This is a genomic window from Flavobacterium johnsoniae, assembly GCF_001879205.1.
In the GTDB taxonomy this organism is placed as follows: domain Bacteria; phylum Bacteroidota; class Bacteroidia; order Flavobacteriales; family Flavobacteriaceae; genus Flavobacterium; species Flavobacterium johnsoniae_A.
Map to the genome: position 1 here is coordinate 260,953 of NZ_MLFK01000013.1, position 12,503 is coordinate 273,455.

14 protein-coding genes are annotated in these 12,503 nt (G+C 33.5%); 5 read left to right on the plus strand and 9 right to left on the minus strand.

The window, feature by feature from the left end; genetic code table 11:
* Positions 1–8: 8 nt before the first annotated feature.
* Complete coding sequence (locus BKM63_RS23140; RefSeq protein ID WP_071638937.1) at positions 9–1,799, plus strand: acyl-CoA dehydrogenase family protein; 1,791 nt, start codon at positions 9–11, stop codon at positions 1,797–1,799.
* Between the two features lie 297 nt (positions 1,800–2,096).
* The gene (locus BKM63_RS23145) at positions 2,097–3,191 is read left to right on the plus strand and encodes a glycoside hydrolase family 18 protein (protein WP_071638938.1); all 1,095 of its coding nucleotides are present in this window, start codon (positions 2,097–2,099) and stop codon (positions 3,189–3,191) included.
* Between the two features lie 74 nt (positions 3,192–3,265).
* On the opposite strand, the gene BKM63_RS23150 is transcribed toward BKM63_RS23145, so the two are convergent.
* The 3 genes from BKM63_RS23150 to BKM63_RS23160 form a co-directional block, all read right to left on the minus strand.
* Entirely contained in the window at positions 3,266–3,751 is a 486-nt protein-coding gene (locus tag BKM63_RS23150) for a hypothetical protein (RefSeq protein WP_071638939.1), read from the minus strand.
* A 94-nt stretch (positions 3,752–3,845) separates the two neighbouring features.
* A complete protein-coding gene (locus BKM63_RS23155; RefSeq protein ID WP_071638940.1) occupies positions 3,846–4,367 on the minus strand; it encodes a DUF4251 domain-containing protein in 522 nt (173 codons plus the stop codon).
* Positions 4,368–4,404: 37 nt separating this feature from the next.
* On the minus strand, positions 4,405–4,842 hold the full coding sequence (locus BKM63_RS23160; protein WP_071638941.1) for an META domain-containing protein: 438 nt from the start codon (positions 4,840–4,842) through the stop codon (positions 4,405–4,407).
* Between the two features lie 213 nt (positions 4,843–5,055).
* Here BKM63_RS23160 and BKM63_RS23165 point away from each other — a divergent pair, with 213 nt between their 5' ends.
* Both BKM63_RS23165 and BKM63_RS23170 read left to right on the plus strand, forming a co-directional pair.
* On the plus strand, positions 5,056–5,583 hold the full coding sequence (locus BKM63_RS23165; RefSeq protein WP_071638942.1) for a superoxide dismutase family protein: 528 nt from the start codon (positions 5,056–5,058) through the stop codon (positions 5,581–5,583).
* Positions 5,584–5,691: 108 nt separating this feature from the next.
* Positions 5,692–6,894 (plus strand): LETM1-related biofilm-associated protein, encoded by a 1,203-nt coding sequence (locus BKM63_RS23170; RefSeq protein WP_071638943.1) that lies wholly within the window; start codon positions 5,692–5,694, stop codon positions 6,892–6,894.
* Positions 6,895–6,928: 34 nt separating this feature from the next.
* Here BKM63_RS23170 and can read toward each other — a convergent pair whose 3' ends face one another.
* The 4 genes from can to BKM63_RS23190 form a co-directional block, all read right to left on the minus strand.
* Positions 6,929–7,567, minus strand: coding sequence for a carbonate dehydratase (gene can, locus BKM63_RS23175; protein ID WP_071638944.1), 639 nt, complete (start codon positions 7,565–7,567; stop codon positions 6,929–6,931).
* Between the two features lie 117 nt (positions 7,568–7,684).
* Positions 7,685–9,334, minus strand: a complete 1,650-nt coding sequence (locus BKM63_RS23180; protein WP_071638945.1) for a SulP family inorganic anion transporter — start codon at positions 9,332–9,334, stop codon at positions 7,685–7,687.
* Positions 9,335–9,413: 79 nt separating this feature from the next.
* Complete coding sequence (locus tag BKM63_RS23185) at positions 9,414–9,695, minus strand: hypothetical protein (protein ID WP_071638946.1); 282 nt, start codon at positions 9,693–9,695, stop codon at positions 9,414–9,416.
* A gap of 133 nt (positions 9,696–9,828) precedes the next feature.
* On the minus strand, positions 9,829–10,308 hold the full coding sequence (locus BKM63_RS23190; RefSeq protein WP_071638947.1) for a Dps family protein: 480 nt from the start codon (positions 10,306–10,308) through the stop codon (positions 9,829–9,831).
* Between the two features lie 109 nt (positions 10,309–10,417).
* On the opposite strand from BKM63_RS23190, the gene BKM63_RS23195 reads away from it, so the two are divergent.
* On the plus strand, positions 10,418–11,365 hold the full coding sequence (locus tag BKM63_RS23195) for a LysR substrate-binding domain-containing protein (protein WP_071638948.1): 948 nt from the start codon (positions 10,418–10,420) through the stop codon (positions 11,363–11,365).
* 29 nt (positions 11,366–11,394) lie between these two features.
* On the opposite strand, the gene BKM63_RS24010 is transcribed toward BKM63_RS23195, so the two are convergent.
* Together BKM63_RS24010 and mnmD are read right to left on the minus strand one after the other, a co-directional pair.
* Positions 11,395–11,592 (minus strand): hypothetical protein, encoded by a 198-nt coding sequence (locus BKM63_RS24010; RefSeq protein WP_017496117.1) that lies wholly within the window; start codon positions 11,590–11,592, stop codon positions 11,395–11,397.
* 166 nt (positions 11,593–11,758) lie between these two features.
* Entirely contained in the window at positions 11,759–12,424 is a 666-nt protein-coding gene (gene mnmD, locus BKM63_RS23205; RefSeq protein ID WP_071638949.1) for a tRNA (5-methylaminomethyl-2-thiouridine)(34)-methyltransferase MnmD, read from the minus strand.
* Between the last annotated feature and the right edge of the window lie 79 nt (positions 12,425–12,503).

Genomic DNA, 12,503 nt, shown 5'->3' on the forward strand with positions numbered 1-12,503 from the left:
AAAAAGTCATGAGCGACAAAACAAGAGGAGGTCAATTCCTAGTTAAAGAAACAAAGTGCGAAGACATCTTTACTCCAGAAGATTTCTCGGAAGAGCAGTTAATGATGCGTGACTCTGTAAAAGAGTTCGTAGACAAAGAATTATGGGCGCATAAAGATCGTTTTGAGAAAAAAGATTATGCGTATACAGAAGCTTCTATGCGTAAAGCTGGTGAATTGGGACTTCTTGGAGTTGCGGTTCCTGAAGAATACGGCGGATTAGGAATGGGATTTGTTTCTACAATGTTGGTTTGTGACTACATTTCTGGAGCAACTGGTTCTTTCTCAACTGCTTTTGGTGCGCATACCGGAATTGGAACTATGCCAATTACACTTTACGGGACTGAAGAACAAAAGAAAAAATACGTTCCGAAATTGGCTTCTGGAGAATGGTTTGGAGCTTACTGCTTAACTGAACCAGGTGCAGGATCTGATGCCAACTCAGGAAAAACAAAAGCTGTTTTATCTGACGACGGAACTCATTATTTAATTACAGGGCAAAAAATGTGGATTTCGAATGCAGGTTTCTGCAGCTTATTCATTGTTTTTGCTCGTATTGGAGACGATAAAAACATTACAGGTTTCATCGTAGAAAACGATCCGTCAAACGGAATTTCTATGAATGAAGAAGAGCATAAGTTAGGAATCCGTGCTTCTTCTACTCGTCAGGTTTTCTTCAACGAAACAAAAGTTCCGGTTGAAAACATGTTATCTGAAAGAGGAAACGGTTTCAAAATTGCAATGAATGCTTTAAATGTTGGTCGTATTAAACTAGCTGCTGCATGTTTGGATGCTCAAAGAAGAGTTACCTCTGGAGCTGTAAAATATGCTAACGAAAGAATTCAGTTTAATACTTCTATTTCATCATTTGGAGCTATCCGTTCTAAATTAGCTGAAATGGCTACAAGTGCATACGCTGGAGAAAGTGCTTCTTACCGTGCTGCAAAAGACATCGAAGACAGAATCGCTGCTCGTGAGGCGGAAGGAACTTCTCATCAGGAAGCTGAATTGAAAGGTGTTGAAGAATATGCTATCGAGTGCTCTATCTTGAAAGTTGCTGTTTCTGAAGACGTTCAAAACTGTTCTGATGAAGGAATTCAGGTTTTTGGAGGAATGGGATTCTCTGAAGATACACCAATGGAAAGTGCCTGGAGAGACGCGCGTATCGCGCGTATCTACGAAGGAACAAACGAAATCAACAGAATGCTTTCTGTAGGTATGCTGATCAAAAAAGCGATGAAAGGCCACGTTGATTTATTAGGTCCTGCAATGAAAGTTCAGGAAGAATTAATGGGAATTCCATCTTTTGACACACCGGATTTCTCTGAATTATTTGCAGAAGAGAAAGTAATCGTTGCCAACCTGAAAAAAGTATTTTTAATGGTTGCCGGAAGTGCTGTTCAAAAATATGGCCCGGATTTAGATTCTCATCAACAATTATTAATGGCTGCGGCCGATATCTTAATCGAAATCTACATGGCAGAAAGTACTATTTTAAGAACTGAAAAATTAGCCAAAAAAGAAGGAGAAGCAAAAGTACAAGAGCAAATTGCAATGGCAAAATTATACTTATACAAAGCTGTAGATATCGTAAACTTAAGAGGAAAAGAAGGAATTGCTTCTTTCTCTGAAGGAGACGAACAACGTATGATGTTAATGGGATTAAAACGTTTTACAAAATACACCAACCTGCCAAATGTTGTGGCACTAAGAGAAACAATTGCCTCTAAATTAGTTGCAGAAAATTCGTACTGCTTCTAATACAAAAATAGTTTTTAGCTTTTAATTTGTTTAAACCCGCACAAATCCGAAACTGTGCGGGTTTATTTTTTTGTTTTGTTGCATATTTCAGCATTCTTGCACATCTTAATCATTTTAATCTTGTAATTGGCGGCCTTTTTTTTTAAAAGAGCTTTAAAACAAACCACAATGAGTCGCAATATTTTTGCAACGATTTGCAAAATATTCGTTAAAATTGAGTTTTCAACAGTCATCGAATAGTTAAATATTAAATGTATTGCTTTATATTTAGCATTCTAAAACTTCAAAAAACAAAAAATGAAACAAATTAGCCTAATTACACTTTTATTTTGCTGCATTTTATCCACAACTACTTTTGCGCAGAAAAATAAAAAATTCGACATTATCGCTTATTATACTGGTGATTCTAAATTAATTGACGAATACGAAGTGAATAAATTAAATCAGATTATTTTTAGTTTCTGCCATTTAAAAGATGGAAAACTAAGCGTAGATTCTGCAAAAGATTCTATTACGATTAAACATTTAGTTTCTTTAAAAGCTAAAAATCCACAACTAAAAATTATTTTATCACTTGGCGGCTGGGGTGGCTGCGAACCGTGTTCAAATGCATTTTCAACCGCTGAGGGACGATTGAAATTTGCAAAATCAGTAAAAGAAGTAAGTAACTATTTTAAAGTTGACGGTTTAGATTTAGATTGGGAATATCCTGCAATTGAAGGACTTCCTGGCCATTTATATCAGCCGGCTGACAAACCTAACTTTACGGAATTAATCAAAATATTACGTTCTACTTTAGGCAAAAAATACGAGTTGAGTTTTGCTGCTGGCGGGTTTCAAAAATATCTGGATGAATCTATAGACTGGCATGCTGTAGCGCCATTGGTAAATCGTATCAACATTATGAGTTACGATTTAGTTAACGGATATTCGCAGGTAACAGGACATCATACTCCTTTGTACAGTACAAATCCAAATGAAGAATCAACAGACAGAGCGGTGACGTTTTTGTTGAACCAGGGAATTCCTGCTGAAAAATTAATAATTGGAGGTGCTTTTTATACCAGAACATGGAAAAATGTAGAAAACATCAATAATGGTCTTTATCAGGCAGGTGAGCACGTTCAGGGCGTTGACTTTAAAAATTTTGCCACAACATATACTGAAGCAAACGGCTGGAAATATTTTTGGGATGATAAAGCAAAAGCACCATATTGGTACAATGCACAGACTAAAACTTTTGCAACATCAGATGATCTTAAATCTATAAAAGCAAAAACGGAATATGTAAAAGAAAAAAAGCTAGGCGGTATTATGTTCTGGGAACTTCCTTTAGACAGTACACGTAACGGAATGGTAAACGCTATTTACGAAGTAAAAACCGCTAAATAAGCAAAAAAACACACAATAAAAACGGCAGTTATTTCTTTGAAGTAACTGCCGTTTTTATTTTATAAGAAAAAAATCTATTGAACTTTTGATTTATCTAATTCCCCAATAAACGGAATTGATTCCAGAATTTCGGCTCTAATTATAGTTTGCAAGTAAACTTCTAATTGAACAAATTTAGCCGCATTTATAGCTCCTATGGCTTTTTTTGCCTGCCCGTAAGTTTTAGAATATAATTTTTCGTAATCGATATGATTTTTCAGAGTTCCTTTTGCTAACTCATCTGCTTTTGCGTCTGTTAGGGTTTCATAATTGGCTGCGTAATCATTAATTAGCTGAAATTTGGTTTGGCCAAGTGCTTTACGTTTCGTTTCATACTCATCATATACTTTAGTAAAAGCAGCTGATTGGGTATCAGATAAATTCATATACTGTTTTACTAAATCGCTTTTTGATTTTCCGTAAATACTTTGTAAAACATCTACATCTTCCTTAAATGAAGATTGTGCATAAGATGAAAACGAGGCAATGGCCATAATAAAAATAAGACTTAATTTTTTCATAGTTTCGATTTTTAATTTGTTCCTAAATAATTATGCATTCTAAATTATATTAATTCAAAAAAGTGAGGGTGCAATAAAAAATATAAAAGCAGTTTTATTTTTTATCTGCTGCTGCTTTTGGAGCACTGATGACTCCATCATAAAATATAGGGGCGCGATTATTACTATTAACTGAAAGTGACGTTCCTCCATCAAAAAAAATCGTAAACATTAAATCATAAACATCATTCTTTCCTTTAACAGTAGCTTTCAGCGTGTAGTTCTTTTTGTTTTTCTCTACTTTTATATTTTGAGGTATCCCTTCAAATTTAATTCCTCCGTCGGTTCCATACCCCACATTGTAACCTCTTCCGAAAAAAGGAAGATCACAAGTTGTTTTCTCCATATTAAATTTCAAAAAATAAGTATTATAATCGAGATTTATTAGTCGGCCACCCTGAGGCGTAACTCTTTGAGCCTCGAAAACAAAATTATTAGAATCGATTAGGACTTCGATTTGTTTTTGCTTTTGTACATCACGTTCGGCTTTTAATTCTTTTTTAGTTTTTTCCTGAGCCAAAACAGAAAAATTCAAAAAGCCAAATAATAAAAATAAAACGGATAATTTAGTTTTCATCGTATCCCTTTTTAATTGCTTTCAAAAAGCAGTAAGCCTACTTTTTGGTAAATCTCATCATCGCAATATCTCCCGAAATTAAATTCAGTGTTTTACCATCATCGGTAATATCGTAAGACGTAATTTTTTGAAGCGTACTCATATAAGTCTGTTCGCCTTGATGCCCGTCCATACACATCATCTTGGTAACAGCCATTGGCTGCGTAAAATCAATTTTATTGCCGTTAACCACCAATTTTCCTGTATAAGTATTACAACTGTTATTTCCAGAAACCTGATTATCTTTAGTATTAAAAGTTATCGTTGGTTTTTTATTTGGGTATAAGCCGTCAAAAGCAATTCTGGGTCCGGTAATATAGTTGAGCTCCCAGGTACCGCTGAGTTTAGAAGCAGCATCCGTTTTTTTGCATTTAAAAATATTGCAGGAAAGTAAAACCGAACTCAAGAAAACAAGGGTTAAAATCTTTTTCATCATAACTTTAAGTATTAAATATGAACGAATTAGAAAATTTTAATTTCAGAAAATGTTCGTTGAAACCTTTACGAATTTAAGCAATATTTTTGGGTTTTGTGCTCAATCGAGATTAAATTATAACGAATAGTTTGACTTTTTTTTAACTTTTAGAGTTAAAGTATTCCGTTATTTTATGTTAAATTTACTTAATAATTAATTAAATGCCCATATACTATGAAAAAACTGATTGTATCTTTCGCTATAATTACAGCCTTAATAATTGGCTGTAAGACCAATACAAAATCAAATGATGCAAAAACTCTAACTGTAGCACTTGAGCCAAAAAGCAATAGCAAAGTAGGCGGAACTGCAACTTTTACTGAAAAAAATGGTAAAGTTACTTTTACAGCAAAAATGACAGGATTAGAGCCGGGAGTTCACGCAATACATATTCACGAAAAAGCAGATTGCAGCGCTGCAGATGGAAGTTCAGCCGGCGGACACTGGAACCCTACTTTCAAAAAACATGGAAAATGGGGAGTTGGAGAATATCATAAAGGTGATATTGGAAACTTTACAGCTGATGCAAAAGGCAACGGATCTATCACTCTAACCACTGACGAATGGTGCATAGGGTGTGATGATGAAACTAAAAATATACTAAACAAAGGTTTAATTGTTCACCAGGGAACTGATGATTTTACAACGCAGCCAACCGGAAATGCCGGCGGTCGCGCAGCCTGTGCAGGGATAATTAAATAATAAAATACTAGTAACCACTATTTTTCACAAAAATCTAGTGGTTATTTTATTTTTAATTCATTCTAAAACAATAAAAAGATATAGCTTTGCAGCTATAAATTCAATTCAATGATTAACCCATCAGCACACGGCTGGATAGATAAATTTTTTAGCGAGCAGAAGTTTTCAGAAGCAATTCCTTTTGAAACTGCTGATTCCTTTTACTATAAAGTAAGAGAGACCGGTTTTATCTACGGTCATATCATTGCAATTAATTCTCAAGTTCCAATTCCGATAAAAGGCTGGTTTAAAACCGAAATTTCTAAAGTTGCCTTATTAAACACACTTTATCATGTTTTTTGTTTAGAAAAAAGAAGTTCTGAACCTAATAACTTTATTGCTGAAGTATTGAAATTCTACAAGCAAATGAATCCGGAAGGGTTTAACTTGTTTAAAATGCTCCTGCCAAAAGACTCTCCTTCTTTATCATTAGAAAGTATAATTGATGAAAGAGTACAAACAAACGACAGTATTATAAGCAAGAACTTTTCGCATTTAGTAACTAATGCACTCTTGTTTATTGATGTTTTGGCATTCAGACAATATTTAGAACATGGAGAGATTCCTGAAAAATATCTAAAACGTATTGAAGAAACGGTTCTGGGAATTGTAGGCCTTGCCTTAAAAACTAAAACAATCAAATCGCAGCACGATGATTTACTGATTAAGCTTTTTGAAGCCTCTATACGTTATTCTAAATTCTCAAAAGTAACGGTTGAAACATTAGAAACACTGCAATTAGACTATTTTAAAAATAAGCTGGAGCATTACTATTTAATAGATATGGCCGGAATGGCTTTATGGAGCGATGGTGTTGTAGAAAATGAAGAATCGTATTTTTTATATTCTTTAGGATCAATGATGGGAGTTTCTGATGATTTTGTAACTCAGAGTATCGATACTACTCATACTTTCATTACGACACATAAAAAGAAAATACCTTACTTTAACTATTCAAATCCGGTTAAGCATTTTTATGACCAGATGACGCACAGCGTTGTAAAACTGATTATAAGAAACAAAAACAGATTAATTAAGGAAATTGTTCAGAGTAAAGAATTAATGGTTCTACTAGCTTATTCTACCACCAGGGATCTGGATGCAAAGGAAAAGAAAAAAGTAAAAAAACAGCTTTTGGATATTTGTAAAACAATTCCGTCGCTAACTATATTTTTACTTCCGGGAGGCAGTTTACTATTGCCTATTTTAATAAAGTTTATCCCAACAATGTTACCATCTGCATTTAATGAAAATCTAGACGAAAACGAATAAAAAAAATCGCCCTTTTGAGGCGATTTTTATTTTTTTATAGATTTGTAAGCTGGTAAACTTCATCTAACTCATCATTCGAACTGATGTTTACATTTAAATCGGTTACAAAACCAGAATTTAATCCATAAACCCATCCGTGAAGCATTAAGTCCTGACCATTTTTCCAGGCTCCCTGTACAATCGAAGTTTTTGCCAGATTATAAACCTGCTCTTTTGCATTGATTTCTACAAAGGCATTAAAACGCTCTGTTTCATCTGCAATTGAATTTAAGTATTTATCGTGTAAACGGTACTCATCTTTAATATGACGAATCCAGTTGTCGATAATTCCAACAGATTGCTGACCCATCGCCGCTTTTACACCTCCACAGCCATAATGACCGCAGACAATAACGTGTTTTACTTTTAAAACATTTACTGCATAATCTAATACACTTAACATATTCATATCAGAGTGAACGACCATGTTCGCAATATTTCTGTGTACAAACACCTCTCCTGGTTTAGCACCAATGATTTCGTTTGCTGGTACACGGCTGTCAGAACATCCAATCCATAATAATGGAGGAGATTGTCCTTTTGCTAAATCAGCAAAGTAATTAGGATCTTTTGCCAATGAATCTTCAACCCACTTTTTATTATTCTCTAGTATTTGTTCATAAAACTTTCTCATTCTTTTTTATTTTTTTGTATTTTCAATGCTTAAGCATATCAAAAAGACTTTACTGTAAAGTTATTTAAATTTTGATATTTCTCAAGCCTGATTAATATCTTTATTTATATAATTTGTTTAAAAATTTTCTTTTACTTCTTCTTTCTTAACTAATGCACGCTTTGCAACATCATAATAATGTTCGATAGTTACGTGATTATTATTATCCGGAGTGTTCTCTAATTCATAAGCCTCTTTAAAACCTTTTAGTTTTACTTTGATGTTTTCATCAATTGCACGGGTTTCTTTAAATTCACGAATTAAATCCAGAACATCATGAGCAATATACTCAGTATCATGCGCATTGATAATCACTCTGGAATTTTCAGGAATTTCACTTAATGTCTGTTTTATCGCAGCTTTATTTAAAAATGAAACTTCCTGCGCCAAATCGATATGGATAATATCGCCGTCTTCGTATTCTTCTTTTTTGAAGTTGTATGCTCGTTTTAGGTTTCCTCTTAAAACAAAAATAATACTAATGATAATTCCTAAAGCAACTCCTTTAAGCAAATCTGTCGCAACAACAAAGACCAAAGTTGCAATAAAAGGGACAAACTGGTATTTCCCCTTTTCCCAGAAATGCATAAAGGTTGCTGGTTTTGCTAATTTATATCCTACTAAGATTAAAACTGTTGCCAATGTTGCCAATGGAATTTTATTTAAAATGGCAGGAATAGATAAAACACTTATTAATAAAAGGACACCATGTATGATAGCCGACATTTTAGATTTTGCCCCTGCATTGTTGTTTGCAGATGATCTAACGACTACTGATGTCATAGGAAGCCCTCCTAAAAGAGAACTTACCATATTACCAATACCTTGTGCTCTAAGCTCAACATTTGTATTGGTATAACGTTTCTGAACATCCATTCTATCTGAAGCTTCGATACACAAAAGTGTTTCAATAGAAGCAACAATGGCAATTGTAACAGCTACAACCCAAACCTGCGGATTTGTTACTGCCGCAAAGTTTGGCATAATTAGAATAGACTTAAATTCATCAAAAGATTTTGGAACTGGCAAAGAAACCAAATGCTCTTTTGCAATTGCCAATGAGCTTCCTGAAGCTATAAAAAATTCATTTAATAATACCCCCAGTATAACAGCAACAAGAGCGCCAGGCACCAACTTTAATTTCTTTAAAAAAGGAACTTTATCCCAAGAAATTAAAACGATTAATGATACTACTGAAACTAAAACTGCACCAAGGTGAATGTGATTTAAAACATCAAAAAGAAAAGAAAACGAATTGCTTCCGTCATTTTGAATAAAGGCCTGATCACCTTCAAAATCAGCATCGTAACCAACAGCGTGCGGAATTTGTTTTAGAATAATAATAATTCCAATACCCGCTAACATTCCTTCGATTACGTTAGTTGGAAAATAATTGGATATACTTCCGGCTTTTAAAAATCCTAATGCTAATTGAATTATTCCTGCAATAAAAACAGACAGTAAAAACACATCAAAAGCGCCAAAATCAGTAATAGCGGTTAATATAATAGCTGTTAAACCAGCGGCAGGTCCGGAAACGCTGATATGTGACTGGCTTAAATAACCTACCACAATACCACCAATAACACCTGCAATAATTCCAGAAAATAACGGCGCTCCAGAGGCCATTGCAATACCTAAACACAATGGAAGAGCCACCAAAAAAACCACTAAACCTGAAGCAAAATCAGATTTAAGGTTGGCAAAAAGATTGATTTTTTTTGTCATAATACAATACTAAAAATTGATACATTAAAGATCTACTGCATTTATTCTAAATACAGCTGCTTTCAAATAATCGGAAGTATTATATTAAATTGGGAGGTGGAGCAAATATGCTCGGAGAAATATTATCAAGTTTTACGATGTTTTCAGAAACAATCGTTTTCTTTTGAATATAAACAGGCATCAGCACTTCATGCTCTAAAATAACAGGATGCACTGCAGCTTTAAGTTCTTTATGAACTTCTTCTTCAGAGAAACTAAAAGACATGCAAGTATTATTCCCTTTCTTTATCGCCTGAACAATTGTTGGGGTCGATAAGAAAGCAATAAATATGAATAATAATATGCGGGCTACTAATTTCATTGAGGCAAAAATAGCGTTAAACAAATAAAATCAAAGCGACAAGGCAAAAATTTTATACAATTTTAACAAAAAAGAAAAGCAGAATGATCAAATTCGATCATTCTGCTTTTTTAACATATTAACAAACAACTCATTACAAGGTTTCATCTAACCATGCATTCATCATCCAGATTGTTTTTTCCTGCTCTGCAATAAAGTCACTCATCATTGAATTTGTACCTTCATCATTTATTTCATCTGATTTGTTTAGAATTTCTCTTTCAATTTTTAACAAATCTGATAAAGAGTTAACAATCAGCTGTACTGCTTTTTCATCATTTGAAATATTTTTTCCAACCGTTAATTTGTTGTTTTTAATATAATCTTCAAAAGTATGCAGCGGAGTCCCTCCAATTGTAAGCACCCTTTCAGCGATCATATCAATTTTTAATTGTGAATCTGTATATAGTTCTTCAAATTTCACATGTAAATCAAAGAAACGTTTTCCTCTAATATTCCAGTGAATTCCTCTTAAATTTTGATAATAAACCTGAAAATTCGACAACAGCACATTTAATTCTTTTACTAATAATTCCGACTCTTTTACAGGCAATCCTAAAATATTTGTTTTCATAATATTGTATTTTAATCACTAAGTTACTACAAAAATAAAGCATCTCCTATAAAAAAATTATAAAAAAAAATTATATTTACCTATTTTTGCATCACAAAATACTATCAAAATGACGATCACTCAATTACAATATGTGTTAGCTGTTGCAGAGCATAAAAACTTTACACTTGCTGCCGAAAAATGTTTCGTAACACAACCAACATTAAGTATGCAGATTCAAAAAATTGAAGAAGAACTTAATATTTTAATTTTCGACAGAAGCAAGAAACCGATCCAGCTTACAGATATTGGCCAAAAGATTGTAAATCAAGCTAAAAATATTGTAAACGAAGCCGACAGAATAAAAGACATCGTGGAGCAGCAAAAAGGTTTTATTGGCGGAGAATTTCGTTTGGGAATTATCCCTACGATTATGCCAACGCTTTTACCTATGTTTTTAAATAATTTCATCAAGAAATACCCAAAAGTTAAACTTTTAATTGAAGAGCTTAATACAGATGAAATTATTGTAAAACTAAAGAACGGCCATCTTGATGCGGCAATTGCGGCAACACCTTTGGAAGACGAAAAAATTAAAGAAATTGTTTTGTATTTTGAGCCTTTTGTGGCTTACATTCCGGAACATCATGCTGTTTTTGAAAAACAAGAAATTGAAGTTGCAGATTTAAACATTAACGAAATCCTGCTTTTGCAAGACGGGCATTGCTTTAGAGACGGAATTTTAAACTTGTGCAAAAACGGTACAGACATCGACCAGAATAATTTTCAGATTCAAAGCGGCAGTTTTGAAACTCTAATAAAATTAGCCGATGAAGGTTTGGGCACAACGTTACTTCCGTACCTGCACACCTTAGACTTAAAAGATTCCGACAAACTGAAACTACGAAACTTTAAGGAACCAAAACCCGCCCGAGAGGTAAGTTTAATTTACCCAAAGAGCGAATTAAAAATGCAAATCATTGATGCCATTCGATCTACAATTGCCGGCGTTGTAAAAGGGGCAATTGTTTTTCAAAATGTTCAAATCATCAGTCCGCTGCAAAAAAAGCAATCATAAAAAAAGGAGCCAATTTGGCTCCTTTTTCTTTATACTTTAATTAGAAGTAGACTTTGTTTTAATTCTGGTTTCTCAATAATAAAATTCAATAACCATTCTTGCAATTGTTCCATTTCGTATGGTAACAGGGTTTTGATAGCTTTTTCTAATTCTTTGCAGAAAAGTATCGGATCGAAACTAACTCTCTCAAGTATTGATTTCGTGTAATCAAACATCATTTTAGACATAATAAAATAAGATTTTCGGGGGTTATCTATATTTTTAAACTCGCAACAAATTTAATCAAATAACATTCATAGGCATTCATTTTAACTTATTTTTTTAAAAACTTTAGCAACGAATACGTTTTCTTAAAACATATAAATCAATATAGAATGATTCTAAACAACTCATTTAAACCTTTTTAAAGGCTCTAAACATTTCTCGTTTCCCTGGAGGACCTGCCAATTTCTCAACCGTAAATCCAACAGAAATCATGCTTCTTTTAACAACTCCTCTTGCGGCGTAAGTAACCAAAACTCCATTTGGCTTTAAACTATTGTACATTTTCTGAAAAATCTCGGTACTCCAAAGCTCCGGCTGGACACGATATCCAAAAGCGTCAAAGTAAATCAAATCAAAAATTTCTAAATCGTCAATTTCATCAAAAAATTGTTTCCTTTTGGTTAACGAGAATTGACTGCTAATTTCGGTTTTCTCATTCCATTCACATTTATGCATTTTTTGGAAAATGTTTTCAAATTCCAATGCTTCGAGTTCTGCCACATAATTCATAGCCATGACTTCGTCGGCATTAACAGGATAAGCCTCTATCCCTACGTAATCAATTTGCTGCGTTTTTTGTTCTGATTCTAGAAAAGTGATAAAAGCATTAAGTCCGGTTCCAAAACCAATTTCGAGAATAGAAACCGGATTATTTTCAAATAATGACAAACCATTTTTTATAAATACATGTTTTGCTTCCTGAATTGCACCGTGTTTAGAATGATAACTTTCATTCCATTCTTCTAAATGAATTGTCGTTGAGCCATCTAGCGTTTTTATTATTTCTCTTTTCACAATTTTCGAATTTTACAATGGTAATTTCTCGGGTTTGAGTCCATTTTATCAGTCAAATTTAATCAAAACAAATGCGTAA